Raw genomic sequence first — 25,761 nt, forward strand, 5'->3', positions numbered from 1 at the left:
CCCGCACATGCGCCAAGATTTGGCCATGACCACCGACGCGAACCCGCTCACCGCCGACCGGTTCGCGGCCACCGCCCGGACCGCCGGGGCCACCGCCCCGGACAGCGTGCTGGCCGAGGTCGGCACCGAGCTGATCAACCGCTGGTCGGAGCCGCACCGCTACTACCACACCGGGGAACACCTGGCCGCCTGCCTGAACCTGGTCGGCGACGAGCCGGCGGTCGCGCTGGCGGTGTGGGGCCACGACGCGATCTACGACCCGACGGCCGCCGACAACGAGGAACGCAGCGCCGTGCTCACCGCCGACCTGCTGACCGAATGCCAGGTGCCGCCCGCGGTGATCGAGGAGGTCACCCGCCTGATCCGCCTCACCGCCGGCCACGCCGTCGCCCCCGGCGACCGCAACGGCGCCCTGCTCGCCGACGCCGACCTGGCCGTCCTCGCCGCCCCCTGGCCCGATTACGTGCGCTACGTCGCCGCCGTCCGAGCCGAGTACGCCCACGTCCCCGACGAGCTCTGGCGCATCGGCCGCAGCACCGTCCTCCAGTCCCTCCTGGCCCTCCCCACCCTCTACCACCACACCCCTGCCCTGGAGACCCCCGCCCGCAGCAACCTCACCCGCGAACTCTCCTCCCTGACCCCGTAGCCGGGGTGGCGCGGGTGAGGTGTTTGGGGATGCGGAGGCCGGCGGCGCGGAGCATGCGGGCTATGTCGCGGGAGGTGGCGTACTGGGCGCCGAGCCAGCGGGCGACCGGGACACGCTCGGCGGGGATGTCGTAGTGGTCGCGGTCGAAGCCGCGGCGGGGCGCGCCGAGCAGTTCGGCGAACGCGTGCAGCTCCGCCAGGGACACGTCGCTGACCAGATGCGCCCACAGCCGGCCGTGCGCGGGCCAGACCGGGCTGTCGACATGGATCACGCGTCCACGCTAGCGTGCGAACGTGACCTTCCTCGACGAGCTGACGGCTGCTCTGGGCCCCGACCGAGTGATCACCGATCACGACCTGCTGATCTCGTACCGGCGTGACGAGGCGGATCTCTGCGAGGCGGGTACGCCGCTGGCGGTCGTACGCCCGGAGGAGACCGCGCACGTGGCCGCCGCGGTCGCGATCGCCGCGCGGCACGGGGTGCCGGTGGTGCCGCAGGGCGCCCGGACCGGGCTCGCCGGCGGTGCGAACGCGATCGACGGCTGCCTGGTCGTGTCGATGCTGGCCATGAACCGCATCGTCGACCTCGACACCGCCAACCGGATCGCCACCGTCCAACCGGGAGTCGTCAACGCGGTGCTGGCGCGGGCCGCGCTCGCCGAGGGGCTGCGCTACCCGCCCGACCCGGGCTCGTGGGAGTCGAGCACCATCGGCGGCAACGTGGCCACGAACGCGGGCGGCATGTGCTGCGTGAAATACGGCGTCACCACCGAGTACGTGCTCGGCCTGGAGGTCGTGCTCGCCGACGGGCGCGTGCTGCGCACCGGCCGCCGCACCCCGAAGGGGGTCGCCGGATACGACCTGACCAGGCTTTTCGTCGGTTCGGAAGGCACCCTCGGCATCATCACCGAGATCACCGTGGCGCTGCGGCCGGCCGCCGAGGAGTCGCTGACCATGGTCGCGGTGTTCCCGACCACGGCCGCGGCCGGTGACGCGGTGAACCGGATCTTCGCGGCGGGGCTCGCCCCGAGCCTGCTGGAGCTGCTGGACCGGGTGCACCTGGAGGCGCTGGAGGCGTACCGGCCGATGGGGCTGGACACCTCGGCCGCCGCGCTGCTGCTGGCCGCGGTGGACACCGGTTCGCGGGCCGCCGCCGATCTGGAGGCGATCGCCGAGCTGGCGCGGCAGGCGGGCGCGGGCGAGGTGTGGCAGGCCACCGACGCTATGGAGGCCGCCGAGCTGCTGCAGGCGCGGCGGCTCGCGCACCCGGCGATGGAACACCTGGCCCTTTCGCTGTACGAGCACGGCGGGCTGATCATCGACGACATCGCGGTGCCCCGCACCCGGCTGGCGGAGCTGCTCGACGACATCGTGGAGATCGCCGCCAAGCACGACGTGCCGGTCGGCGTCGTCGGCCACGCGGGCGACGGCAACCTGCACCCGAACATCGTGGTGGACCGCGCCGACCCGGCCAGTGTCGCCGCCGGCCAGCGCGTCTTCGACGAGATCATGGAACGCGGCCTGGCGCTCGGCGGCACCTGCACCGGCGAGCACGGCGTCGGCCTGCTCAAACGTGACTGGCTCGCGACGGAACTCGGCGAGGTCGGCGTCGACGTGCAACGCGCCATCAAGTCCGCCCTCGACCCCACCAGCCTCCTGAACCCCGGCAAGGTCCTGCGCTGACCGAGGTTCGCGGCGAACCCGCAGGTCACAGGCGTGCCGCGTTAAGAAGGTGCCCTTCCTCTACGTATGGCGATGGGAAGGTGCCCTTCCTTTGGCCTTAGACGGCGGTGAGGCGGGTGGTGTTGGCGGCGGCGTCGTCGGGCATGCGCTGGGATTCGCGTTCGGCGTCCACGCGGGCGAGGTAGGTGGTGATCTCGGATTCGGTGGTGGCCGGGGACCAGTCGAGGACGGGGGCCATGAGTTCGGCGGTGCGGCGGGCGGTCTGGACGCCGCGGTGGGCCGTCTCGATGGAGATGCGGGTACGCCGGGCGAGCACGTCGACGACGTGGCGGGCGCCCTCGTGGCGGGCCGCGTAGACGACCTCGGCCGACAGGTGCTCGGGTGCGCCGGGCAGCGGCTCGGCCAGCGAGCGGTCCGCGTCGATCAGGGCGAGCAGCTCGGTGGTGAGCGTGCCGTAGCGCTCCAGCAGGTGTTCCACCGCGCCGACGCTCAGCTCGTGGCGGCGGGCCAGGTCAGCGCGGTCGCGCCACATCGCCTCGTAGCCGTCCGCGCCGAGCAGCGGCAGGTCGGCGGTGCCGCTGTGCCGTACGTCGCCGAGCCGGCGAACCGCCTTGTCGATCACGTCCTGGGCCATCACCCGGTACGTGGTGAACTTGCCGCCCGCGACGAGCAGCAGCCCGAGCAGCGGTTCGACCACGGCGTGCTCGCGTGACAGCGCCGACGTCGAGTCGGACTCGCCCCGCAGCAGCGGCCGCAGCCCCGCGTACACGCCCTCGATGTCGCCGCGGGTCAGCGGCCGGTCGAGCACCTCGTTGACGTGCGACAGCAGGTAGTCGATGTCCTTTGCCGACGCGGCGGGGTGGGCGCGGTCCAGCTCCCAGTCGGTGTCGGTGGTGCCGATGATCCAGTGCCCGCCCCACGGGATGACGAACAGCACGCTGGACGCGGTACGCAGGATCAGGCCGACCTCGCCGGTGATCGCCGAACGGGGCACCACCAGGTGCACCCCCTTGGAGGCCCGCACCCGGAAGCCGACCCGCGCGTCGGGCAGCCACGACGACACGTCGTCGCTCCACACCCCCGTCGCCGCGACCACGGTCTTCGCCCGCACGTCGAACTCCGCGCCGTCCGCGCTGACCCGTACGCCGGTCACCTGGCGCGCCTGCCGCAGCAGGCCGACGGCCTCGACCCCGGTCACCACGGCCGCGCCGAGGCTGGCCGCGGTGCGGGCCACCGTCACCACGAACCGGGCGTCGTCGACCTGCCCGTCGTAGTAGCGGATCGCCCCGGCCAGGCCCTCCTCGCGCAGCGACGGGAACAGCCGACGCGCGCCGGACTGGGTCAGGTGCCGGTGCAGCGGCATGCCGCGCCCGCCCCCGACCAGGCCCGCGAAGGCGTCGTACAGCGCCACGCCGGCCCCGTAGTAGAGCCGGTGCCAGGCCCGCTTGGCGACCCCGGCGACGCCCGGCGTCTCGGCGGGCAGCGGCACCAGGAACGGCACCGGCCGCACCAGGTGCGGGGCCAGCCGGGTGGCCAGCAGGCCGCGTTCCCGCAACGCCTCGTGCACCAGCGGGAACTCCAACTGCTCCAGGTAGCGCAGGCCGCCGTGGATCAGCTTGGACGAGCGCGAGGACGTGCCCGCGGCGAGGTCGCTCGCCTCGATCAGGGCCACGCGCAGGCCGCGCGAGGCGGCGTCCAGCGCCGCGCCGACGCCGGTCACCCCACCCCCGACGACCAGGACATCGAACTCTTCGTCGCGAAGCCTGCGCAGGTCGGCTGCGCGGCGCTCCGGGGACAGAGCACCTGCGGCGAAGCGGGACACGCTGCGGTCACGCATTCCACCAAGGTACCGTGCGGCTGTGCTCCCACACGGTGACAGCCAGGGTGTTCCGCCTCATGTTCCGACCGTGCCCCCATCCGCGCACGCGGATGTCGCACCACGGTCGCCGGTCGGCGCGATCGTCGCCGCCGTCCTGGTCGGAGTGTGGGCGGTCGTGGTCGCCGTGCTCTCCCAGTACGGCCTCGTGCTCACCGCGCAGGTGCTGCTCCAGCTCGGTATGCAGCTGCCCGGGCTCCTCTGGCCGCTGGCGGGTCTCATCGTCGCGCTGCTGGCCGGCGTCCCGGCGCTGGTGCTGGCCCTGCTACCCAAACACGAGCCGGTACGCGCGGCCGGCCGCGCCTTCTTCCTGGGCGCGCTGGCGCTGGGCGGGGGCAGCGCGCTGCGGCTGATCCCGGCCACCGCCAACGAGCTCTACCTGCTGGTGTACGCGGTGCTGGCCGGCGCGGCCGCGTTCCTCCTCTACCGCCGCGCCACGAACCAGCCCACGGCCGCGGCCGCCGTCCCGCCCGGCACGGGCGGCACGGGCGGCACGGGCGGCACGGGCGGCACGGGCGGCACGGGCGGCACGGGCGGCGAGACTCCCGCACCGGCCGCGGTGGAGCCCACCACGGCGGTCGCGCCGGTGGCGGTGACGCCCGGGGCCCTGGGTTGGGCCGTGCTCGCAGGAGTGCTGGTGCTGGTGCCGTATCTGTGGGCGGGCGCGTTGGGCGGGTTCACCGAGTCCATCGCCGCCGCCCTGGCCGCGCTCGCCGCGGGCGCGCTGGCCATGGTGATCCTGGGACCGGGCCTGTGGCGGCACTTCACCGACCGTGGACGGCCTACCCTGGTGCTGTCCGGCGGCCTGGTGGCCGGGGTGGTGCTGGCGCTGCTCGCGGGCGGCACCGGCGCGGCCGGGACACAGGTGCTGCTCCTGCTGGTCCTGCCGCCGCTGGGCTTCGCGGTCGCCGCTCTCGTGCCGGGCTCGCCCCGCGGCTGGACCACGCTGATCCTGGTGGCGCTGGCCGCGTTCGGGCCGCTGGGCTACGTCGACCCCGACGAGATGAACCTCGGCCTGATCGGCCGCGACGTGCCGTACTACGCCGTGCTGGCCGCCCTGATCGCCTGGCTGGTGGCGCTGGCGCTCGGCGTCGCGTACGGCGTCGGCCTGCTGCGCACCGTGCGCGAACCGGCCGCCGCGCCGGAAACGGGGCAGCTCGGCCCGGCCAGTCAGTGGCCCGGCGCGCGGCCGACCGCGACCGCGTGGCCCGACACGCAGGCACCGTGGCCGGGCGCGCCCGCGCCGGTCGTGCGCGAGCGGGCGCAGGTCATGCCGCGTACCGGCGGGCGGGCGCTGGCGGCCGGGCTGGCCGCCGCGGTCGCGCTCGGCGCGGGGGCGTACTACCTGACCGCCGGCCAGCCCGGCTTCTTCGGCGACCGGCTCTTCGTGGTGATGAAGGAGCAGGCCCCGCTGGCCGGGCTGCCCACCACGACCGGCCTCGGCGCCGGCCGTGACCAGCGGGTGGACGCCGTCTACCGGCGGCTCGTCGAGCACGCCGACCGCACCCAGGCCGCGCTGCGCACCGAGCTGGACCGCTGGAACCTGCCCTACCAGCCGTACTACCTGGTCAACGCGATCCTGGTGAACGGCGGCCCGGAGGCGCGGGTGTGGCTGGAGTCCCGCTCCGACGTGGACCGGGTGCTGACCGACCAGCGGCTGCGCCCGCTGCCCGCCGAGATCCCGATCCAGCACGGCGGGGTGCGGCAGGCGCCGACCACCGCGCAGTGGAACCTGAAGATGGTCGGCGCGCCCGACCTGTGGCTGCGCGGGGTGACCGGCAAGGGCATCGTCGTCGGCTCCTCGGACTCCGGGGTGGACGGTTCGCATCCCGCGCTGGCGGCGAACTTCCGCGGCGGCGACGACTCCTGGCTGGACCCCTGGTCGGACAGCCGTACCCCGATCGACCACAACGGCCACGGCACGCACACCACGGCTACCGCCGTGGGGCGCAACCTGGTCGGCGTCGCCCCGGACGCCCAGTGGATCGGCTGCGTCAACCTGGAACGCAACATGAGCAGCCCATCCCTCTACCTGGACTGCATGCAGTTCATGCTCGCGCCGTACCCGCACGGCGGCAACCCGTTCACGGACGGCCGCCCGGCCCGCGCCCCGCACGTGCTCAACAACTCGTGGAGCTGCCCGCCGCTGGAGGGCTGCGACGACACCGTGCTGCAGCCTGCCACGTCGGCCCTGGCCGCGGCCGGGATCGCGTTCGTCGCGGCGGCCGGCAACACCGGCCCGCAATGCGGCTCGCTGGATGTTCCGCCGGCCACCGACCCGGCGGCGATCACCATCGCGGCGGTGGACCAGACCCGCCGGATCACGTCGTTCTCCAGCCGGGGACCGGCCGGCCCGAAACCGGACCTGGCCGGGCCGGGTGAGGCGGTGCTGTCGGCGATGCCCGGCGACACGTACGCCGAGCTCAGCGGCACGTCGATGGCGACACCGCACGTCGCCGGGGTGATCGCGCTGCTGTGGTCGGCCCGGCCCGAGCTGGTCGGCGACCTGGCCCGCACCCAGCAGCTGCTGCGCGGCACCGCGCAGCCCGCGCTGCTGGCCAACGCCCCGCCCGCCTGCGCCACCGAGGCCGCCCAGGCGGGGGCGGGCATCGTCAACGCGGCGGAGGCGGTCGTCGCCTCCGCCAGGTAGGCTTCCCCTCCATGATCACCCCTTACGAGCCGCTGCACCGGGCCGCCGTGATCGATCTGCTCGACCGGTCGCTGCTGCCCGAGGACGCGGCCGAGGCGGCCGACATCGTCGAGCTGCTGCACGGCTCGGCGGGCTTCGTCGCGATCGACGGCGACGCGATCGACGGCGACGTCGTGGGGGTCGCGCTGGCGTCCACGGGCCGCAAGGACCCGACGGTCGGCCACCTGGACCTGCTGGTGGTGGACCCCGCGTTCCGGCGGCAGGGCCTGGCCCGCGAGCTGGTCGCCGCCGTCGAGGGGCAGTTGCGGGCGCGCGGGCTTACCGCGGTGCGGGTCGCCGGCAACCCGCCCACGCACGCGTGGCCCGGGGTGGACGTGCGCTACACCCCGGCCGTGTGCGCGCTGACCGCGCTCGGATACGCCCACGACCGTACGGCCTGGAACATGACCGCGGACCTGACCGAGGGCTCGCCCGCGCTGCGGGAGACCCGGACCGCGCAGGAACGGCTGGCCGCCGCGCACGTCGTCGTGCGCGCGGCGACGCCCGACGACCTGCGGGAGCTGCGGCCGCTGATCGCCGCCGAGTGGGGCCCGGCCTGGGTGGCCGAGGTGGAGCGGGCCGTCGGCGGGGCCGGTGGCTGCCACGTCGCCATCCGCGACGGGCAGCCGATCGCGTTCGCCGCGTGGGGCGGCTGCCGCCCGAGCTGGTTCGGCCCGATGGGCACCCTGCCCGCCGCAGCGGGCCTGGGCATCGGTGGGGTCCTGCTGCGACGGTGCCTGCGCGACCAGGCCGACCGCGGCATCACCCGGGCGCAGATCGGCTGGGTCGGACCGGTCCCGTTCTACTCGGGAGCGGCCGGTGCGGTGATCGAGCGGGTCTTCTTCCTCTTCCACAAACCGCTATGAGTCGGGCTTTTTTCGCATTTCAGATTAGAACTGTGGGTTTGGGGGCACCATGAGGATGTGGCAGCCCCGACCAGCCCCATAGCCGAACCCCACGAGACCAAGGGCGCGGCGATCATGGTCGCCGCCGCGGCGGCGGTGGGTGGCTTCCTCTTCGGGTACGACACCGCGGTCATCAACGGCACCGTCGACGCCCTGCGCAACACCTTCTCGCTGGGCTCGGTGGCGCTCGGCTTCGTCGTGTCGTCGGCCCTGCTCGGCTGCGCCGTCGGCGCCTGGTTCGCCGGCCCGCTGGCCGACCGGCTCGGCCGGGTACGCGTCATGCTGATCGCCGCCGGGCTCTTCATCGCCAGCGCGATCGGCTCCGGCCTCGCCTTCAGCCCCGTCGACCTGACGTTCTGGCGGCTCATCGGCGGTCTCGGCGTGGGCGCGGCGAGCGTCATCGCACCGGCGTACATCGCCGAGGTGTCACCCGCGCACATCCGCGGCCGGCTCGGCTCGCTGCAGCAGCTCGCCATCGTCAGCGGCATCTTCGTCGCGCTGCTGGTCGACTACCTGCTGGCCGACGTGGCGGGCGGCGCGATGGAGGCGGTGCCGTGGGGCGGCGCGGCCTGGCGCTGGATGTTCGCCTCCGCCGCCATCCCCGCGATCATCTACGCGGTGCTGGCGCTGCAGATCCCGGAATCACCCCGATACCTGGTGCGCCGGGGCCGCCTCGCCGAGGCCCGCGACGTGATCAAGCGGCTGATCGGCGGCGACGTCGACAAACGCATCTCCGACATCAAGCAGACCGTGGCCGGCGCCACCGAGAAGGTCCACCTCAGCGTGCTCAAGGGGCCCCGACTCGGTCTGCTGCCCATCGTCTGGGTGGGCATCCTGCTCTCGGTGTTCCAGCAGTTCGTCGGCATCAACGTGATCTTCTACTACTCGTCGGCGCTGTGGGCGTCGGTGGGCTTCAGCGAGTCCGACGCGCTGCTGATCACGGTCATCACCAGCGTCACCAACATCATCACCACGCTCATCGCCATCGCCCTGGTCGACAAGGTCGGCCGCAAGCCGCTGCTGCTCGTCGGCGCGGCCGGCATGGTGCTCACGCTAGGCGTCATGGCCTGGTGCTTCTCCACCGCCGCCCAGACGATCGGGCCCAACGGCGAGACGCTGACCACGCTCAGCCCCGCGATCGGCAAGGTCGCCCTCGTCGCCGCCAACCTGTACGTGGTCGCCTTCGGCATGAGCTGGGGCCCGGTGGTCTGGGTGCTGCTGGGCGAGATGTTCAACAACAAGATCCGCGCCACCGCGCTGGCCGTCGCCGCCGCCGCGCAGTGGATCGCGAACTGGCTGATCAGCACCACGTTCCCGGCCCTGTCGAACATCGGCCTGACCTTCGCCTACGGCCTGTACGCCCTGTTCGCCCTGCTCGCCTTCCTCTTCGTCTGGAAGGCCGTCCGCGAAACCAAGGGCCGCGAACTCGAAGCCATGTGACCCCCACCGCCCTCGCCGCCCGCCCCCACCTGCCGCAACTCTTAAAGACTTGCGGCCTCATCGCGACCCGGAGGCCGCAAGTCGTTAAGAGTTGCGCCACGTCAACGCGGCGGGCCCTGGGGAAACGGGAAGGCCCCCGAGCGGAGCTCGGGGGCCTTCGTCGTGTTCAGGTGTTCAGGGCTTCTGACGGATCAGAAGTCCATCTCGCCACCGCCGGGGCCGGCGGGCGCGGCGGCCGCCTTCTCCGGCTTGTCGGCCACGACGGCCTCGGTGGTGAGGAACAGGGCCGCGATCGAGGCCGCGTTCTGCAGCGCCGAGCGGGTCACCTTGGCGGGGTCGAGGATGCCGGCCTTGAGCAGGTCGACGTACTCGCCCGAGGCGGCGTTGAGGCCCCAGCCGGGCTCCAGGTTGCGCACCTTCTCCACCACGACGCCACCCTCGAGGCCCGCGTTGACGGCGATCTGCCGCAGCGGGGCGTCGAGCGCGACCTTGACGATGTTGGCACCGGTGGCCTCGTCGCCCGAGAGGTCCAGCTTCTCGAACGCGGTCTTGCCGGCCTGCACGAGCGCGACGCCGCCACCGGCGACGATGCCCTCCTCGACGGCCGCCTTCGCGTTGCGAACGGCGTCCTCGATGCGGTGCTTGCGCTCCTTGAGCTCGACCTCGGTGGCCGCGCCGACCTTGATCACCGCGACACCGCCGGCCAGCTTGGCCAGGCGCTCTTGCAGCTTCTCACGGTCGTAGTCGGAGTCCGACTTCTCGATCTCGGCGCGGATCTGGTTCACCCGGCCGTTGATCTGGTCGGCGTCACCGGAGCCGTCGACGATCGTGGTCTCGTCCTTGGTCACGACGACCTTGCGGGCGCGACCCAGCATGTCGAGACCGGTGCTGTCGAGCTTGAGGCCGACCTCCTCGGACACGACCTGGCCACCGGTCAGGATCGCGATGTCCTGCAGCATGGCCTTGCGGCGGTCGCCGAAGCCCGGGGCCTTGACGGCGACGGACTTGAAGGTGCCACGGATCTTGTTGACGATCAGGGTGGCCAGGGCCTCGCCCTCGACGTCCTCGGCGATGATCAGCAGCGGCTTGCCGCTCTGCATGACCTTCTCGAGGATCGGCAGCATGTCCTTGACGTTGCTGATCTTGCCGTTGACGATGAGCAGGTAGGGGTCCTCCAGAACCGCCTCCATGCGCTCAGGGTCGGTGATGAAGTAGGCCGAGTTGAAGCCCTTGTCGAAGCGCATACCCTCGGTGAGCTCCAGCTCCAGCCCGAAGGTGTTGCTCTCCTCGACGGTGATGACGCCTTCCTTGCCGACCTTGTCCATCGCCTCGGCGATGATCTCGCCGACGGTCGGGTCAGCCGCGGAGATCGAGGCGGTGGAGGCGATCTGCTCCTTGGTCTCGACGTCCTTGGCGAGCTTCGACAGCTCCTCGGCCACCGACGCGACGGCGGCCTCGATGCCCCGCTTCAGAGCCATCGGGTTCGCACCGGCGGCAACGTTGCGCAGGCCCTCGCGGACCAGCGCCTGGGCCAGGACGGTCGCCGTCGTCGTGCCGTCACCGGCGACGTCGTCGGTCTTCTTGGCGACCTCCTTGACCAGCTCAGCGCCGATCTTCTCGTACGGGTCCTCGAGCTCGATCTCCTTGGCGATGCTCACACCATCGTTGGTGATGGTGGGGGCGCCCCACTTCTTCTCGAGCACAACGTTGCGGCCCTTGGGGCCGAGCGTCACCTTTACGGCGTCAGCGAGGACGTTCATTCCCCGCTCGAGGCCGCGGCGAGCCTCCTCGTCGAACGCGATAATCTTGGCCATAACGGCGTTGTCCTCCTGGACAATCCGAGGTCGGAGAGCTGGCCCGCGACGACCGGCTGCCACCATTCGGCAGCCCCGCAACTCCGACTTCTGGTCTCGTATTGGCACTCACACGAGGAGAGTGCCAATCACCTGTTTAGCACTCTCGCCCCCCGAGTGCAAGCGAACACGGGATGATCACAGGTGGTTCACCAGGTGCGGCCGAGTTCGATGACCGCCGGTTCGGAGCCGCCCGGCACGGGATCGGCGGAGGGCGCGCCGGGCGTCGCCGACAGGGCCACCCGGTGCAGGTAGGCGGCCGTGAGCGCGGTCATCGTCACGGCCGACACCAGCACACCGATGATCGAATTCATCGTCAGCTGCAGGCTCCACGGCAGCGCGTGCGACACCTCGGCCTGGAACGCCTGGGCCAGCACCAAGGTGGCCAGCCGGTCGACGGCGAAGCCGAACGCCAGCATCGCGACGATCTGCCCGATCGTCGCCGCGCGGCTGTGCGCCAGCAGCCACGCCCGCCCCGGTCCACGCCGCTCGAACAGCACCACCAGCGGCAGTAGGGCGGTGGCGAAGGTGAGGTACCAGCCGCCGACGGTCACCACGGTGGAGAGGGTCTGGAACGACGAGATCGAGTACGGGTAGTCCATCGACCGGTAGAGCACGTAGACGCTGCCCGCGACATGGACCAGGCCGATCCCGACCAGCCACAGGGTCAGCGGGCCCGCTCGCCGTACCCCCAGTCCCAGCGCCGCGCCGACCCGAACCCGGCGGCCCTCGCCGGCACCGCGCAGCACCTCGACCGCCGCAGCCCAGGCCCAGGCGGTGCACGCACCGGACAGCACGGTGGGCAGCACGTAGACGGCGGCGATGAAGACGGGTTCGTCCACACCGAGCCCCGGGCTGGGTGTCGACGTGGCGAACAGCAGCAGCCCGCCGACGGCGAGCAGATCGACCGCCCCGGTGCCGACGCTGATCGCGAGCACCCGCCACCAGCAGGTCCGTAGCAGGGTCAGGGTCTCGCCGAGCCAGGACGGCCTGGTCGGGATCGGCTCGGTCACCGCGCGGCCAGCTCGTCGACGAGCCGGCGGGTGGAGACGGCGTCCTCGGCGCCGCGGCGCTCGGCGTACGTGATGAGGATGCCGCTGAACAGCACCATCGTCAGCGGAATCTCGATGACGGCGCCGAGCAGGGTGGTGCCGCCGGTGACCGCGACGGCCAGGGCGGTGTCACCCGGGGGGACGGCCGCGGCGCCGAGCGCGCCGAGCATCTGCTCGATGACGGAGCCGGCGATCAGGGTGAGGCCGAGCAGCAGCAGCCGTCCGGTGGTCGGCCAGAACGCGGCGTGCAGCAGCGTGCCGGAGCGGCGCAGCGGGCCGCCGCGTTCGAACAGGAACGCCGGGCCGAGCAGCGCGATCACCAGGGTCAGGTACACCGCGACGATGATCATCGGGATGAGCCCGAGCAGGGAGGCGATCTGCACGCAGCACGCGGCGACGGCGATGACGCCGATGGCCACGAGCAGGTAGGCCAGCACGTGCCAGGCGGCGAGGCCGAGCATGCGGCGCAGCCCGTAGCGCATCGCCTCGCCGACGGTCACCGGCAGTCCGGCCGCCTGCCGGGTGGCCAGGTGCGTGGCCGCGGCGTAGCCGAGCATCTGGAGCAGCAGCACGACCACCACGTACACGAGCACGGTGGCCAGCAGCGTGGCGATCAGCTCGTCGACCATGTCCGAGCGGCTGAGGCTGGTCAGGTCGAAGCTGGTGCCCGCGACCACGCCGGCGACCAGCAGCACGCCGAACACGACGGTCGGCAGCAGGTGGGTGAGCGCGAAGATGACGAGCAACTGCCGCCACGAGCGCCGCAGCACGCCGCCCACCCGGTAGGACCAGCCGCCGAACCCCTGCGCCTCCGGATTGACCAGCGGGTCGTGCTCCGGGCCGAAGTCCGGCATGGCCGCGCGGTATGCCTCGTCGGGCGGCCGGAAACCCTGCTCGGACGGCAGCGGCTCACCCGCGTCGTAGGGGTTGGGGATCGGCTCGGACATGTGCTGCTCCTGGTCGGAGGAAGGGGCCGCCCAGTCTGGCACGCCCTCGCCCACGCCGCTGTCCCCCGCGATCCGAGGCCGTCCCGGGACAGGCGGAAGGGCCCCGATCCTGTGGGATCAGAGCCCTTTCCGTATTACTCAAGCTTTGATGGCCAAGCGGTCAGGCGATGACCCGGACCTTCTCAGCCTGGGGGCCCTTCTGGCCCTGGGCGATTTCGAACTCAACGCGCTGACCGTCGTCGAGCGCCTTGTAGCCGTCCATCTCGATCGCGGAGAAGTGGACGAATACGTCCTGCCCTCCGTCGACCGCGATGAAGCCGTAGCCCTTCTCGCTGTTGAACCACTTGACGGTGCCCTGTGCCACGGTGCACTTCCTCACTTCTGTAAAGCTGGGCGGTCCTGTAGCGGGCCACCCCCGGCTGGTGTTGTCAGCCGTCCTCGCACGCTACACGAGCACCGGTACCCTCGCACAGCCCCAAAACGGACCTGTAATGCTCCCATTACAGTTCGACAGTCGGCAATCTGACCCAGAGCGCGCTCTATGGCGTGACCGGTTGGCCCGACCGGGGGTTGGGTGGAACGTGGACAACCGCCGCCGCCTCCGTTCGGGCCGCATTCCGGCCGCCTTCATGCCCGTCATCGCGACCTCGGTGTGCGCCGTCGCCTTACTGGTCACCGGTGCGGTCATGCAGTGGGCGCTGCACCACCGATCGAACGCGGCACCGCGGCCGGGGGCGTCCCGCGACAACGAGGCGGCGTCACCCGCCAGGCTGGAACTTCCCCCCGTACGGCTGGACACCGAGGGCTTCGCCAGCTGGGCGATGCTGGACCGGCGCACCGGGCAGATCGTCGGCTCCTCCAACCTGGACGCCCCGAGCGACACCATGTCCCTGGTGAAGGTGTGGCTGGCCGCCGACTTCCTGCGCCGCACCGACTACCCGGACGAGCGCAGCCTGAACCGGTTGATCATCATGATCCGCGACTCGGACAACAAGGCCGCCTACGAGTTCTACGAGCGCAACGGCGGCCGCGCGGGCATCGAGCGCATGGTGCAGATCTGCGGCCTGACCGAGTCGAAGCCGTACCGGATCGACGGCTACTGGTCGAACACCGAGGTGTCGGCGCGCGACGTGGCCCGGCTCGGGGTCTGCCTGGCCGACGGCAGGGCGGCGGGACCGCACTGGACGGACTGGCTGCTCACCCAGATGCGCCTGGTGCGCGGGGTCGGCGACTTCGGGCCGCGGGCCGCGTTCCCGCCGGAGGTCGCGGCCACCATCGCCATCAAGAACGGCTGGCTGCTGCGCACCGAGGACAAGCTGTGGCACATGGCCTGCCTGGCGGTCACCGACCACTGGAGCATGAGCGTGCTGCTGCGCTACCCGGCCCGCTACGGCTTCGACCACGGCCGCGACCTCTGCGCCTCCGTCGCCGAACAACTCAAACCCGCCCTCCCCTGAAACGAAAGGAAGGGCACCTTCACAACGCCATGCGTTGTAGAAGGTGCCCTTCCTGACTTTCCAGGGCGCTGAGCTGCGCGCCCGTCGCGCTAGGCCGCGGCGGCCGGGCGGCGCGACTGCACGATGCGGAAGCGGCTCGCCACGAACGCGCCGTCGGTCAGCGCCGCATTGGCGGCCGGGTTCGCACCCGAGGCGTGGAAGTCGGAGAAGGCCGCCGACTGGTTGACGAAGATGCCGCCGGTCAGGTTCGCCGACAGGTGCACGCCCACCTCCATCGCCGCCTGCTCGACCGCGTCGAGCACGGCCTCGTCGGTGCTGTACACCGCCGCGGTGATCGCGCCCTTCTCGCCGACCGTCTCCCGGAAGATGTCGATGCTCTGCGCGGTCGACTCCGTCGGCACCGCGAAGGTCACCGGGCCGAAGCACTCGCTGCCGTAGCCGTCGGTCACCTTCACGATCATCGGGGTGCGGACCACCGCGTCGGCGTACGCCGGGTGGGCCAGCTCGGCCGAGTCGAGCACCACGTCGCCCATCTTGCGGGCGGCCGCGATGCGCTCCACCACGTCGTCGTTGACGATCGCGCCGGTGAACTCGACGGCCTTGGCCGGGTCGGCGGTGATCGCCCGGACCGCGCCGGCGATGCCGTCGACGACCTCGTCGAAGCTCTTGTGCCCGGCCTCGGTCTCGATGCCGCCGGCCGGGATGAGCAGGTTCTGCGGGGTGGTGCACATCTGGCCGCTGTACAGGGTGAGCGAGAAGCCCAGGTTGCGGCACATGCCGGCGAAGTCGTCGGTCGAGTCGACGACGACGGTGTTCACGCCGGCCTTCTCGGTGTACACCTGCGCCTGCCGCGCGCTGTCCTCCAGCCAGTCGCCGAAGGCGGTGGAGCCGGTGAAGTCGATGAGCCGGATTTCCGGCCGCAGCGCCAGGTCCTTGGCGACCGGCGCCTCGCGGGTGTCGACGGCGAGCTGCACCGTGTTCGGGTCGAGCCCGGCCTCGGCGAGCACCTCGCGGGCGACCTGCACGGTGATGGCCAGCGGCAGCACCGCGCCCGGGTGCGGCTTGACCAGCACCGGGTTGCCGGTGATCAGCGAGGCGAACAGGCCCGGCCAGGAGTTCCAGGTCGGGAAGGTGTTGCAGCCGATGACCAGGCCGATGCCGCGCGGCACCAGGTGGTACGTCTTGGCGAGGGTGTCGGCCTTCTTGGTCCACACCACGGAGCCGACCTGCCGGGTCTGCTCGGCGTAGCCGTAGGCCACCGCCTCCAGCGCGCGGTCGAGCGCGTGCGGGCCGCCGGCCTGGAAGGCCATCACGAACGCCTGGCCGGTGGTCGCGTGCACCGCGTTGGCCAGCTCGAACACCCGCCTGTGCAGGCGCGACAAAATCTCCAGGCACACCCCGGCACGCTGCTGCGGCCCCGCGTCGCGCCACGAGGGCAGCGCGGCCTTGGCGGCGGCGATGAGGGCGTCCGGGCTGGTGCGGGGGTATCGCACGCCGAGCGGGATGCCGAACGGCGAGCGCTCCGGGCTGACCCACTCGTCGGCGGGCTGGTCCAGCGGGAAGTCCTTGCCCAGCAGGGCGGTGAACGCGGCCTTGCCGTCGGCGGCGGCGGTCTCGCCGTACACCTTCGGGCTCGGCGACTCCGGGTACGCCGACCAGTAGCCGCGCTCGGTGATCGCCCGCAGCGCGCTGTTCAGCAGCTCCTCATGGGTGGCGAAGAGGTCCGTGGTGGTGACAGTCATGCCCCTCATCATGCCCGACGAGGTGAGCGGAGCCACAGTTGAACACGTTCAAGTCTTGTGTCAGCATGAAGAAGTCCGAAAGTTGAACACGTTCAAATCGGAGCTGGAACATGGACCCGAAGCTGGCCGTATACCTGGCCTACGCGGTCGTCACCCTCGCGCTGACCCTCTGGGTCGGCCACACCCTGCAGCGGCACGGGCAGGCGTTCCTGCGCGACGTGCTGCCCACCGGGGAGCTCGCCGCCGCCGTCACGAAGTTCCTCGTCGTCGGCTTCTACCTGCTCAACCTCGGCTACATGGCGATCGCCATGAAGACCTACGACGAGGTGACCGGCCCCGTCGACGCGGTCGAGACGCTCGCCACCAAGATCGGCATCATCACCCTCGCCCTGGTGCTGGTGCACCTCGGCACCGTGCTGCTGCTCGGCCGGCTGCGCCGGCAGATGCAGGGGCAACCGACCAGGGTGTACGCCGTACCAGCTGCCGCGCTCACCCGGCAGCCCGCCGACACCCCGGCGGACCGGCAGGCCGACCCGCGCCACCTGACCCCCGCCGCCTGAGCCGCCGCTAGCGTGGGCAGCGTGACGCACACCGACAACGGCTCGTCCCCCGCCGCTCCGGCGGCCCGGGGACGGGCCGCTGACACGTCCCGGGGCGAGCAGACCCGCCAGGCCATCGTGACCAGCGCGATCCGCCTGTTCGGCGAGGCCGGGTACGAGAAGACGACCATGCGGGCGATCGCCGCCGACGCCGGGGTCTCGGTCGGCAACGCCTACTACTACTTTCCCGCCAAGGAGGCCCTGGTCTCCGAGTTCTACCTGGAGCTCCAGCGCGAGCACCTGGCTCGGGTGGAACCGATCCTGAGCAGCGGCACCTCGTTCGGCGATCGGCTGGCCGCCATCCTGCGCGAGGGCATCGAGGTCTGGGCCCCGCACCACGCGTTCGCCGGCCGGTTCATCGGCATCGCGGCGGTGCCCGGCTCACCGGTGAGCCCGTTCAGCACCGAGTCGACGCAGGCCCGCGAGCTGGCCACCAGCATCTTCCACCGGCTGGTCGACAGCACCGAGACCAAGATGGACCCGCAGCTGCGGGCGCGGCTGCCGCAGCTGCTCTGGCTGGCCCAGCTCGGGCTGGTCGTGTACTGGGTGCACGACACCACCCCGGGCCAGCGCCGCACCCGGGCCGTGGTCGACCTGGCCGTGCCCTACCTGGAGTACCTGGTCGGCGCGTCCCGCATGAAGATCTTCAAACCGCTGACCACCCGCGGCCTGGCCCTGCTGGAGACCCTCTGGCCGCACGCCGCCCGCTGAGGTTTCAGCACTTGCGCGGCTTGGCCCCGTCGAGCAGCCGGACGTACGCGTGGGACACGTAAATGCCGTCGCCGACCCGGTTCCACAGGTCGGTGGTGCGTACCGTCCCCTTGACCTTGTCGCCCTTGACCTGGCACCGGATCGGCACCTGGGCGTACTCGCCCGCGCCGCCGCGCAGGGCGGCCTTGGTCTTCGGCGCCGAGCGCACCCGCAGCCACTCGCCGCCGTCGGTGTCGACGACGCCCCGGTCGCCCTCGCCCGTCCACAGGAAGGTGACGTGCACCCAGTCGTTGTCGTCGAGGTCGAGGCCGTCCCAGAACGCGCCGTCGGCGATGTCGATGCCGGCCGGGTTGAGCACCTCCCGGCCGAACTCGTCCTCGCCGTCGTTGTGATCGTCCTGGTACGCGGCCTGCGCCTGGGGCTTGCCGCGCGGCAGCTTCTCCCACATGTGCCGGTCGTCGGCCCAGTAGTCGTCCTTGGTGTTCCACGGGCCGACGTCCCACACCGGCAGGAACACGCACCGGTCGTTGCCGTCGTGGCAGACCCGTACGCTCTTGTCACCCTCGCCGCGGTCGGACAGCCCGCGCCACGAGGGCAGCGCCGCGAACCAGTCCCGCTTGGTGATCTTGTGGCCGTTGGCGGTCTTCCAGCCGACCAGGCCCTCCCGGGTCGCGAAGACCTTCGCGGTGAGGGTGCCGCCGCCTGGCGGAGCGAGCGCCACGGCGGGGGTGGCGACCAGGGCCGCCGGCACGATGGTGAGGGCTGCGATCAGGGACACGAGCAATCGGGGCCTCATGTCCCTGATCAACGATCACGACACCCGCGGGGTGCCGGGCATACGGTCAGTCCGTTTTAGGCAAATAGACCGTTTTATGCTGCCGGTTCGGTGGAGTCTCCCAGCTCGCGCTGCCAGTTCTGGAAGGCGGCGATCCTGCGGAAGCCCATCTGCTCGTTGATGGAGATCATGAAACTGTTCTCCGCCGCGTTGAACGTGTCGATGACGGTCACCTCGGGCTCCGCGGCCCGGAAGAAGTGCAGGTTCGCCACCTTCACCAGCGCGCCCAGCCGGTGCCCCCGGTGCTTCGGATCCACGATGGTGATCTGCTGCCAGGCGTGCCCCGGCGTCTCGGCCCCCGTGGAGATGGTGGTCCACGCGACCAGGTCGCCGGTGTCCTCGTGCACCGCCCCGGTGTGGTACAGCCGCCGCCCGCGCCCCGCGAGCACCGCCTCGGTCTGGCGCATCCGCGCCACGTCGGGCTTCTCCGGCTCGACCTGCATGTCACCCATCGGCGCGTCGGAGATCAGCCGCGAGTCGAGATAGGCGACCCGCTCCGCCAGCTCCGCCGGAGCCCCGTCCCGCCACTGCACCACCCGGTATCCGGCCGACCTGTCCCGCGCCGCCGCCGCCATGCCCGCCAGCACGTTCTCATCGATGTCCGCGACCACCAGCCGCCGCTGCACCTCCGGCAACGTGCTCGCGAACCCGAGCGCCGCCGCGAACCCCACCGGCGCCTCGTCGGGCGCGGGCAGCCCCTCCATCGACAGCGAGCTCCCGGTCAGCAGCACCGTGCGCCCCTGCTCCCCCGCACACTCCAGCACCCTGCCGTACAGCGCCCGCCCCACACCCCGCCTGCGAGAACGCGGCACGACCTCCAGCGTGAAGAAGAGCACCCTGAGGTTCTCCTCCGTCATCCACGACGTCTCCAGCCGCCCGACCGGCTCCCCGTCCAGCCACGCCACGTGATGCTCGATCCCCCGCGCCGGGAACAGATGCCGCAGCATCGCCTCCCCCGCCCGCCGCGTGACCCGCGGAAAATGCGGGAACTCGTGCACCCGCACCTCGTCCAACACCTGCACCCACGCCTCGACCGAAGCAGGATCGTCAACACTGACGGGCGCGATACGCAGACTCATCCCGCCAGCGTCCCCCGCCCCCACCCCCCACCGCACCCCCTTTTTTCCGAAGGAAGGGCACCTTCACATCGTTATCGGTAGAGGAAGGGCACCTTCTTAACGCGACACCCACTGCGAGCTGCGAAGATGTGGGCACGTACAGCGCGCGGCCGCGAGCCCGGACGCGTTCCGGCACCACGGCACGGTCGCCGACCGGCGACACGAACAAGGCGCCCCAGCCGCGTGAGCGGCCGGAGCGCCTTGTCGGTGAGTCGGGGAGATCAGCCCAGCAGGCCGGCCTCGCGGGCGGCCTTCAGCGACGGCTTCACCCGGTACGTCGGGCCGACCAGTTCGGCGACCGCGTCCAGCGTCTTCAGGCCCTCACCGGTGTTGAAGACGACCGTCTCCAGGTCGGGATCGAGCTTGCCGGAGGCGACCAGCTTCGCGGTCACCGCGGTGGTCACGCCGCCCGCGGTCTCGGCGAAGACGCCGGTGGTACGCGCCAGCAGCCGGATCGCGTCGCGGATCTCATCGTCGGAGGCGTAGTCCATCCAGCCGCCGGTGCGGCGCACCGCCTCCAGCGCGTACAGGCCGGCGGCCGGGTCGCCGATGTTCAGCGACTTCGCGATGCCGGTCGGCTTCACCGGGGTGATCACGTCGGTGCCCGCGTGCAGCGCGGTGGCGATCGGGTTGCACCCCAGCGACTGCGCGCCGAACACCTTCCAGCCGCCCTCCGGGGCGACGGCCAGGCCTGACGACACCAGCTCCTCGAACGCCTTGTCAATCTTGGTGAGCAGCTCGCCAGAGGCCATCGGGATGACCACCTGCGCCGGGATGCGCCAGCCGAGCTGCTCGGCGACCTCGTACCCCAGCGTCTTGGAGCCCTCGGCGTAGAACGGGCGCACGTTCACGTTGACGAACGCGGTGTCCTCGAACTCGTCGGTCTCCACGAGTTCCGAGCACAGCCGGTTGACGTCGTCATAGGAGCCCTCGATGGCGACCAGGTCGCCGCCGTACACCGCAGTGGTGATGATCTTTCCCGGCTCCAGATCGTGCGGGATGAACACGATCGACGGCACGCCCGCGCGGGCCGCGTGCGCGGCGACCGAGTTGGCCAGGTTGCCGGTGGAGGCGCAGGCGTAGCGGGTGAAGCCGAGCGCCTTCGCGGCGGTCAGCGCCACCGACACCACCCGGTCCTTGAACGAGTGCGTCGGGTTGGCCGAGTCGTCCTTGATCCACAGCGGCGCGCGCAGGCCGATCTCGGCGGCGAGCGCGTCGGCGCGTACCAGCGGGGTCAGGCCCGGGTTCAGGCTCACCCGGTCGGCGGCCTGCTGGCCGACGGGCAGCAGCCCGGCGTACCGCCAGATGTTCTGCGGGCCCGCCTCGATCTGGGCGCGGGTGACCTTGGCCAGCGAGTCCGCGTCGTACCAGACCTCGAGCGGGCCGAAACACTCGTAACAGGCGTGCTGTGCCGCGAGGGGGAAGCGGGCGCCACAGCCGCGGCATTCCAGGCCGCGAGCGGGGGAATCGACACCGAGGGGCGCGATGACGGCAGACGTCATGAGATGTTTCCTCTCATCTTCCCGGCGTCACCGATCTGGCCCGCCGGACGGAGTTGGCACCTGCCATCGATGGTGGTTGCCGGAGCGTCGTCGGGCCGTGTCCCTCAGCTCCTCTGGATGAGGTATTCAGTTGTGCTTTGCAGTTAATCAGAACCGCGATCGCCGTTTCCAGCGTTCCCAGCGGATGAGATACACGCCTCACTCCCCGTACCGCGCCCGAGGTTCCGCAGGCCCGTGACGGCGGGGAGACCGTCACGGGCCTGCGGATGTCGAGGTCACCGGCTTGTGATGTTAAGAAGGTGCCCTTCCTCTACCCATAGCGATGGGAAGGTGCCCTTCCTTCGTCCTGGGCAGGGGTGCTTTCGCGCTGCGGGGGCGGTGCTGCGCGTCAGGGCTTGAGGAGGTCGCGGATGGCTTTGGCGTCGGTGGCGGCGGCGCGGAGGTGGGTACGAGCCGTACGGACGTCGGCGCGGGCGGCGGCGGTCTTGGCCTTGATGGCGGCTCCGTCGGGGCCGGGCCGGACGGCGAGCAGGTCGTCGGCGAGGCCGGACAGGGCGGACTCCATCGCGTCGAGCTCGGCCTTCAGGTGCGCCAGCTTCGCCTCGGCGTCGCCGACGTCCTTGCCCGCGGACTTGGCCGTCGCGACGGCCTGAGCGAGCTTGCCGTGCAGGGTGCGCAGGCGGGTCAGCGCCGCGGACTCCACGTCGGCCGCGACGGTCAGGTGGACCTGGGGGCGGACCAGCAGGTACACCCGGTAGTCCTCGACCATGCTGCGCGCGTCGGCGCGGACGGCCTCGGTCGTCGTCTCGGCGGCGACCTTGGCGCGCAGCTCGGTGAGGCCGGCGACGTCCGCGTCGATGATCTTCTGCAGCGCCGCCTGGTGGGCGTCGGTCAGGCGAGCGGCGTTGCGGATCGCGAGCCCGGAGGCGCGCAGCATGGCGAGCCGGCCGTCGATGCGTACGGTGGTCAGCTTCTTCGCGTTGGCCAGGTTCGCGGCCTGGTCCGCCGCCTGCACGGCGACCCCGGTGACGGCAGGCGCGCCCTGCGCGGGCACCCCGGCGGCGGCGGCGAGCGCGGCGGCGGTCAGGGTGGTGGCGGCGAACAGCAGGCCGCGGCGGATCAGCATGTCAGTCCTCATCGTTCGGGCTCTCCTCTGCCTTCTTCAGCTGCCCGTCCAGTTCCGCCAGCAGCTTGTCGAGTTCCGCCAGGTCCTTGTCGGCCTGGTTCACCGCGGCGGCCGCGTCCACCGGGGCGGCGGTCTTCGGCGCGGGCGCGGGGGTGGTGGCGGCGAGGCTCCCGGTGTCGGAGCCTCCCGGCGGCAGCGCGTCACGGTTACCGCCCCCACGGCACCCGGTCAGCGCGACCCCGAGGGCGACCGCGAGGGCCGTCATGGCGATGGCACGTCTCATGCGGGCCACTCTGCCCACGCCACGTCAGACCGACGCGCCCGCCGTGTAAGCGCCACGTCAGGATCGGCCCGCTCGACGCTCCGGCAGCCTGCCCGCGGGCCACCCACTGATAGACGTTGGCCTATCACATCGAATCCGGCGCACGGATTTTCGATGAGATAGGCCAACGTCTATGAAAAACCGGGGCCGGGACCGGCGGATGTCAGGAGACGACGTCCTTGCGGGAGAAGCGGTAGAAGGCGAGGGCGCAGAAGGCGGCGAAGTAGCAGACCGCGGAGATGGTGCCCTTGATGATGTCGTCGAACTGCATCGGTGTGGTGAGCAGGCCCAGGTAGGCCTGGGCGAAGTGGGTGGGCAGGAAGTTGCGGAGTTCGCCGAGCGCGGTGATCTGGTCGAGGATCGACGACACGATGTAGAGCAGGACCGCGCCGCCGACCGCGCCGAGGGGCGCGTCGGTGAGCACCGACAGCAGGAACGCCAGGCCGGCCACGACCAGCATGTTGATGCCGAGGAAGCCGGCGGTGGCGAGCAGGCGCAGCATGCCCTCGCCGGGCGGGATCTCCGCGGCGATGCCCGACTGGAGCGGGTGCCAGCCGTAGCGCAGCGTGCCCAGCAGCAGCGCCGTGCCGAGCAGGGTCAGGATCGCCAGCGCCGAGTAGCTCAGCGCGACCGCCAGCTTGATCCCGAGCAGGCGGGCCCGCGGCACGGGCACTGCCAGCAGGTAGCGCAGGCTGCCCCAGCTCGCCTCCGACGCGACGGTGTCGCCGTGGAACAGCGCCACGACCACGACCAGCAGGAAGCTGGCCGAGACGAACAGCGCGAACATGGCGAAGTTCAGGCCGCCGGAGATCGCCGCGTCGGACAGCTGGGAGAACTGCCCCCGGCCCGAACGGCCGTCGTCGTCCGAGCCGCCCAGCTCGAACGCGAGCAGCAGGATGATCGGCAGCACCACCATGAAACCCAGCGCGAGCTGCGTGCGCTTGCGCCGCCACTGCCGCGCGAACTCGGTGGCATAGGTCAGCGTGCGACCCGCGCGGTATCCCGCCGCGGCCCCGTCCGCCTGCGCCGCGCCCCGCTCCAAAACTTGCCCGTTCATGCCTTCTCCTCGCTGCGCTCGTCGGCGGCATCACCGAGCCTGCTGATTCGCTCGCACAGCTCGCTCATACCTTCTCCTCGCTGCGCTCGTCGGCGGCATCACCGAGCCTCGTCGTTCGCACGCTCACCGGTCCCCACTTCCCGCCGTCGAGTCGCCCACCAGGGCCAGGAACGCGTCTTCCAGGCGTCGCCGGGGCGTGACCCGGTCGATGCCGACGCCGGCCCGCACCAGCGCGGACACCGCCTCGGTGCGGCTGACGTCGCCGAGGTCGACGACGAGCGTGCGCTCGCCGTCGACGGCGTACCCGGTGACGCCGTCGATGCGGTCGAGGGTCTTGCTGGCCAGGTCGATGTCGGTCACGTCGAGCAGCGTCGTCGGGCTGTCCCCGACGATCTCGTCGACCCGGCCGGAGGCCACGACCCGTCCCTTGTGCACCACGACCGCGTGCGTGCAGGTCTGCTCCACCTCGGCCAGCAGGTGGCTGGAGACCAGCACGGCCCGGCCGTCGGAGGCGTACCGCTGCAGCACCCGGCGCATCTCGGCGATCTGCGGCGGGTCGAGCCCGTCCGTCGGCTCGTCGAGCACCAGCAGCTCCGGCAGGCCGAGCATGGCCTGGGCGACGGCGAGGCGCTGCTTCATACCGTGGCTGTAGTTCTTGACCTTGCGTTTGACCGCGTCGCCGAGGCCCGCGATGGCGAGCGCCTCGTCGAACCGGGCCTCCTCCCACGGCCGCCCGGTGGCCCGCCAGTACGCGGTGAGGTTCTGCTCGCCGGACAGGTGCGGCAGGAAGCCGGGACCTTCGACGAGCGCACCGATCCGGGACAGCACCGGCGCGCCCGGGGCCAGCCGGTGCCCGAAGATGAGCACCTCGCCGGCGGTGGCCTGGGTGAGCCCCATCAGCACGCGCAGGCTGGTGGTCTTGCCGGCGCCGTTCGGGCCGAGCAGGCCGACCACCTGCCCGCGCTCGACGGTGAAGTCGATGCTGTCCACGGCCACGAAGTCGCCGTACGTCTTGCGCAGCCCGCGCACCCAGAGCGGGGTGTCGGCGTGCTCGGCGGAGACCGAGTGGTCCACCCGCCGGTGCCGCCGCCGGGCCGCCAGGATCACGATCGTCAGCCCGACGGCCAGCAGCGCGAGCAGGCCCAGCAGCACGTACAGCCAGAGCGCGTCGGCGGTGGCGATCGGGGTGCCGGGGACCGTGGGCAGGGTGACCGCGCCGCCGCCGGACGCCGGGCCGACGGCCACGGTGTAGTCCATCGGCGCGGCCAGGCCCAGGTAGGACTGGTCGGCGGTGGCGATGGTGACGCGCACCCGGTGCCCGGCCTCGAACTCGCGGACGATGCCCGGCAGGGTCACCCGCACCGGCTGCGCCTGGTCGATGTTCTTGGGCAGCCCGGTCAGCCGCACCGGTGCGATCAGGCCCATGCTCAGCGCGGCGGACCCGTTCGGGTCGACGTCGTACAGCTTGACGAACAGCACCGCCTCGCCCGTCGGCGACGCCGCCCGGATGGTGACGGTCGGCGTGCCGACGACGCTGACCGCCTGCTCCAGCGGCGCGGAGTCGAAGCGCGCGTGCTGGCCGGGTAGGTCGCTGACCGCGCCGTTGACGAAGCTGGACAGCGCGCCCGAACCTGTGCCGGGCAGCGAGGACAGGGCGGCCGGGGTGCCGTTGGGCGGGTTCGCGACGGTACGCGGCCCGCCGCTCACCGGCACCTGCACGGTGCCCTGACCGGCCAGTCCCGGGTAGTCCGTGACCTGGTACCCGGTGGCCATGGTGCCGCGGTCCACGGCGTCGAGCCCGGTGATCCGCGAGTACGTGAAGCTGCCCGCGGGGGCCGCGCCGTTGCCCTTGAGGTAGTGGTCGAACCACTGGGCCGTCAGGTACTTGAGCCGGTCGGAGTCGGACTGCGGGCCGTCGCCTCCGTCGTGGCCGCCGGTGAACCAGGCGACCCGCACCGGCGTGCCGTTCGCGGCGATGCCGCGCGCGTTGGCGTCGGCCTCGCTCAGCGGGAACAGCGAGTCGGCCAGGCCCTGGATCAGCAGTGTCGGGGCCTTGATCTGGTTGAGCACGGAAGCCGGGCTGCGCTGGGCGAGCTGGGCGCGCGAGTCGGCGTCGAGCCGCCCGGCGGCCGCCACCCGCAGGTAGGTCGCGCAGATGTCGGCGGCCCAGCGGCCGCACTGCGGGTTGCGGCTCGCCGGCCC

22 protein-coding genes and 1 riboswitch are annotated in these 25,761 nt (G+C 71.8%); of the genes, 8 read left to right on the plus strand and 14 right to left on the minus strand.

Annotated elements, in window-relative coordinates; genetic code table 11:
• The first annotated feature begins 25 nt into the window (after nucleotides 1–25).
• A complete protein-coding gene (locus tag Cco03nite_RS32725) occupies nucleotides 26–646 on the plus strand; it encodes an HD domain-containing protein (protein ID WP_203697375.1) in 621 nt (206 codons plus the stop codon).
• On the opposite strand, the gene Cco03nite_RS32730 is transcribed toward Cco03nite_RS32725, so the two are convergent.
• Nucleotides 615–917 carry a DUF4031 domain-containing protein gene (locus Cco03nite_RS32730; protein ID WP_203697377.1) on the minus strand — a complete coding sequence of 101 codons (303 nt, stop codon included), beginning with the start codon at nucleotides 915–917 and terminating at the stop codon, nucleotides 615–617. The genes Cco03nite_RS32725 and Cco03nite_RS32730 overlap by 32 nt on opposite strands.
• Before the next feature lie 22 nt (nucleotides 918–939).
• On the opposite strand from Cco03nite_RS32730, the gene Cco03nite_RS32735 reads away from it, so the two are divergent.
• The gene (locus Cco03nite_RS32735; protein ID WP_203697379.1) at nucleotides 940–2,328 is read left to right on the plus strand and encodes an FAD-binding oxidoreductase; all 1,389 of its coding nucleotides are present in this window, start codon (nucleotides 940–942) and stop codon (nucleotides 2,326–2,328) included.
• A 97-nt stretch (nucleotides 2,329–2,425) separates the two neighbouring features.
• On the opposite strand, the gene Cco03nite_RS32740 is transcribed toward Cco03nite_RS32735, so the two are convergent.
• Nucleotides 2,426–4,165: a glycerol-3-phosphate dehydrogenase/oxidase gene (locus tag Cco03nite_RS32740; RefSeq protein WP_203697380.1), complete on the minus strand. Its 1,740-nt coding sequence runs from the start codon at nucleotides 4,163–4,165 to the stop codon at nucleotides 2,426–2,428.
• A gap of 70 nt (nucleotides 4,166–4,235) precedes the next feature.
• Here Cco03nite_RS32740 and Cco03nite_RS32745 point away from each other — a divergent pair, with 70 nt between their 5' ends.
• From Cco03nite_RS32745 to Cco03nite_RS32755, 3 genes are read left to right on the plus strand one after another with little or no spacing between them, the layout of a single operon-like run.
• Complete coding sequence (locus Cco03nite_RS32745; RefSeq protein ID WP_239167848.1) at nucleotides 4,236–6,854, plus strand: S8 family serine peptidase; 2,619 nt, start codon at nucleotides 4,236–4,238, stop codon at nucleotides 6,852–6,854.
• 11 nt (nucleotides 6,855–6,865) lie between these two features.
• A complete protein-coding gene (locus tag Cco03nite_RS32750) occupies nucleotides 6,866–7,759 on the plus strand; it encodes a GNAT family N-acetyltransferase (RefSeq protein WP_203697382.1) in 894 nt (297 codons plus the stop codon).
• 57 nt (nucleotides 7,760–7,816) lie between these two features.
• Nucleotides 7,817–9,238 carry a sugar porter family MFS transporter gene (locus Cco03nite_RS32755; protein ID WP_239167849.1) on the plus strand — a complete coding sequence of 474 codons (1,422 nt, stop codon included), beginning with the start codon at nucleotides 7,817–7,819 and terminating at the stop codon, nucleotides 9,236–9,238.
• 191 nt (nucleotides 9,239–9,429) lie between these two features.
• Here the strand turns inward: Cco03nite_RS32755 and groL are convergent, their stop codons facing one another.
• From groL to Cco03nite_RS32775, 4 genes are all read right to left on the minus strand, one after another.
• The gene (gene groL / locus Cco03nite_RS32760; protein ID WP_203697384.1) at nucleotides 9,430–11,052 is read right to left on the minus strand and encodes a chaperonin GroEL; all 1,623 of its coding nucleotides are present in this window, start codon (nucleotides 11,050–11,052) and stop codon (nucleotides 9,430–9,432) included.
• A gap of 188 nt (nucleotides 11,053–11,240) precedes the next feature.
• Nucleotides 11,241–12,104 (minus strand): hypothetical protein, encoded by an 864-nt coding sequence (locus Cco03nite_RS32765; protein WP_203697386.1) that lies wholly within the window; start codon nucleotides 12,102–12,104, stop codon nucleotides 11,241–11,243.
• Nucleotides 12,101–13,090: a hypothetical protein gene (locus Cco03nite_RS32770; protein WP_203697388.1), complete on the minus strand. Its 990-nt coding sequence runs from the start codon at nucleotides 13,088–13,090 to the stop codon at nucleotides 12,101–12,103. Before Cco03nite_RS32770 ends, Cco03nite_RS32765 begins: the two co-directional genes overlap by 4 nt.
• A gap of 160 nt (nucleotides 13,091–13,250) precedes the next feature.
• Nucleotides 13,251–13,454 carry a cold-shock protein gene (locus Cco03nite_RS32775; RefSeq protein ID WP_033342363.1) on the minus strand — a complete coding sequence of 68 codons (204 nt, stop codon included), beginning with the start codon at nucleotides 13,452–13,454 and terminating at the stop codon, nucleotides 13,251–13,253.
• Between the two features lie 265 nt (nucleotides 13,455–13,719).
• Here Cco03nite_RS32775 and Cco03nite_RS32780 point away from each other — a divergent pair, with 265 nt between their 5' ends.
• Entirely contained in the window at nucleotides 13,720–14,547 is an 828-nt protein-coding gene (locus Cco03nite_RS32780) for a serine hydrolase (RefSeq protein WP_203697390.1), read from the plus strand.
• Between the two features lie 89 nt (nucleotides 14,548–14,636).
• Here Cco03nite_RS32780 and paaN read toward each other — a convergent pair whose 3' ends face one another.
• The gene (paaN, locus tag Cco03nite_RS32785) at nucleotides 14,637–16,289 is read right to left on the minus strand and encodes a phenylacetic acid degradation protein PaaN (protein WP_373314381.1); all 1,653 of its coding nucleotides are present in this window, start codon (nucleotides 16,287–16,289) and stop codon (nucleotides 14,637–14,639) included.
• Nucleotides 16,290–16,399: 110 nt separating this feature from the next.
• On the opposite strand from paaN, the gene Cco03nite_RS32790 reads away from it, so the two are divergent.
• Together Cco03nite_RS32790 and Cco03nite_RS32795 are read left to right on the plus strand one after the other, a co-directional pair.
• Nucleotides 16,400–16,849 (plus strand): hypothetical protein, encoded by a 450-nt coding sequence (locus Cco03nite_RS32790; protein ID WP_203697393.1) that lies wholly within the window; start codon nucleotides 16,400–16,402, stop codon nucleotides 16,847–16,849.
• A 21-nt stretch (nucleotides 16,850–16,870) separates the two neighbouring features.
• Nucleotides 16,871–17,599: a TetR/AcrR family transcriptional regulator gene (locus tag Cco03nite_RS32795; protein WP_239167850.1), complete on the plus strand. Its 729-nt coding sequence runs from the start codon at nucleotides 16,871–16,873 to the stop codon at nucleotides 17,597–17,599.
• Nucleotides 17,600–17,603: 4 nt separating this feature from the next.
• Here Cco03nite_RS32795 and Cco03nite_RS32800 read toward each other — a convergent pair whose 3' ends face one another.
• The 7 genes from Cco03nite_RS32800 to Cco03nite_RS32830 form a co-directional block, all read right to left on the minus strand.
• Nucleotides 17,604–18,395, minus strand: coding sequence for a DUF8814 domain-containing protein (locus tag Cco03nite_RS32800; protein ID WP_203697395.1), 792 nt, complete (start codon nucleotides 18,393–18,395; stop codon nucleotides 17,604–17,606).
• A gap of 74 nt (nucleotides 18,396–18,469) precedes the next feature.
• Nucleotides 18,470–19,513, minus strand: coding sequence for a GNAT family N-acetyltransferase (locus Cco03nite_RS32805; protein ID WP_203697397.1), 1,044 nt, complete (start codon nucleotides 19,511–19,513; stop codon nucleotides 18,470–18,472).
• A 260-nt stretch (nucleotides 19,514–19,773) separates the two neighbouring features.
• On the minus strand, nucleotides 19,774–21,054 hold the full coding sequence (thrC, locus tag Cco03nite_RS32810; protein WP_203697399.1) for a threonine synthase: 1,281 nt from the start codon (nucleotides 21,052–21,054) through the stop codon (nucleotides 19,774–19,776).
• A 10-nt stretch (nucleotides 21,055–21,064) separates the two neighbouring features.
• Nucleotides 21,065–21,178: riboswitch (SAM riboswitch) on the minus strand.
• A 264-nt stretch (nucleotides 21,179–21,442) separates the two neighbouring features.
• Nucleotides 21,443–22,192 carry a hypothetical protein gene (locus tag Cco03nite_RS32815; protein WP_203697402.1) on the minus strand — a complete coding sequence of 250 codons (750 nt, stop codon included), beginning with the start codon at nucleotides 22,190–22,192 and terminating at the stop codon, nucleotides 21,443–21,445.
• Nucleotides 22,182–22,463, minus strand: a complete 282-nt coding sequence (locus Cco03nite_RS32820; RefSeq protein WP_203697404.1) for a hypothetical protein — start codon at nucleotides 22,461–22,463, stop codon at nucleotides 22,182–22,184. Before Cco03nite_RS32820 ends, Cco03nite_RS32815 begins: the two co-directional genes overlap by 11 nt.
• 202 nt (nucleotides 22,464–22,665) lie before the next feature.
• A complete protein-coding gene (locus tag Cco03nite_RS32825) occupies nucleotides 22,666–23,559 on the minus strand; it encodes an ABC transporter permease (RefSeq protein ID WP_203697412.1) in 894 nt (297 codons plus the stop codon).
• 123 nt (nucleotides 23,560–23,682) lie between these two features.
• Nucleotides 23,683–25,761, minus strand: a 2,079-nt coding sequence (locus Cco03nite_RS32830; RefSeq protein ID WP_203697420.1) for an ATP-binding cassette domain-containing protein, incomplete at its 5' end; no start/stop codon positions are given.

The sequence above is a fragment of the Catellatospora coxensis genome, from assembly GCF_016862635.1.
In the GTDB taxonomy this organism is placed as follows: domain Bacteria; phylum Actinomycetota; class Actinomycetes; order Mycobacteriales; family Micromonosporaceae; genus Catellatospora; species Catellatospora coxensis.

Coding starts and splice junctions, on each gene's coding strand:
- Cco03nite_RS32800 (WP_203697395.1), bottom strand. CDS start 18,395: ATGAGGCCCCGATTGCTCGTGTCCCTGATCGCAGCCCTCACCATCGTG.
- Cco03nite_RS32820 (WP_203697404.1), bottom strand. CDS start 22,463: ATGAGACGTGCCATCGCCATGACGGCCCTCGCGGTCGCCCTCGGGGTC.
- Cco03nite_RS32770 (WP_203697388.1), bottom strand. CDS start 13,090: ATGTCCGAGCCGATCCCCAACCCCTACGACGCGGGTGAGCCGCTGCCG.
- thrC (WP_203697399.1), bottom strand. CDS start 21,054: ATGACGTCTGCCGTCATCGCGCCCCTCGGTGTCGATTCCCCCGCTCGC.
- Cco03nite_RS32750 (WP_203697382.1), top strand. CDS start 6,866: ATGATCACCCCTTACGAGCCGCTGCACCGGGCCGCCGTGATCGATCTG.
- paaN (WP_373314381.1), bottom strand. CDS start 16,289: ATGACTGTCACCACCACGGACCTCTTCGCCACCCATGAGGAGCTGCTG.
- Cco03nite_RS32805 (WP_203697397.1), bottom strand. CDS start 19,513: ATGAGTCTGCGTATCGCGCCCGTCAGTGTTGACGATCCTGCTTCGGTC.
- Cco03nite_RS32825 (WP_203697412.1), bottom strand. CDS start 23,559: ATGAACGGGCAAGTTTTGGAGCGGGGCGCGGCGCAGGCGGACGGGGCC.
- Cco03nite_RS32725 (WP_203697375.1), top strand. CDS start 26: ATGACCACCGACGCGAACCCGCTCACCGCCGACCGGTTCGCGGCCACC.
- Cco03nite_RS32740 (WP_203697380.1), bottom strand. CDS start 4,165: ATGCGTGACCGCAGCGTGTCCCGCTTCGCCGCAGGTGCTCTGTCCCCG.
- groL (WP_203697384.1), bottom strand. CDS start 11,052: ATGGCCAAGATTATCGCGTTCGACGAGGAGGCTCGCCGCGGCCTCGAG.
- Cco03nite_RS32780 (WP_203697390.1), top strand. CDS start 13,720: ATGCCCGTCATCGCGACCTCGGTGTGCGCCGTCGCCTTACTGGTCACC.
- Cco03nite_RS32790 (WP_203697393.1), top strand. CDS start 16,400: ATGGACCCGAAGCTGGCCGTATACCTGGCCTACGCGGTCGTCACCCTC.
- Cco03nite_RS32815 (WP_203697402.1), bottom strand. CDS start 22,192: ATGAGGACTGACATGCTGATCCGCCGCGGCCTGCTGTTCGCCGCCACC.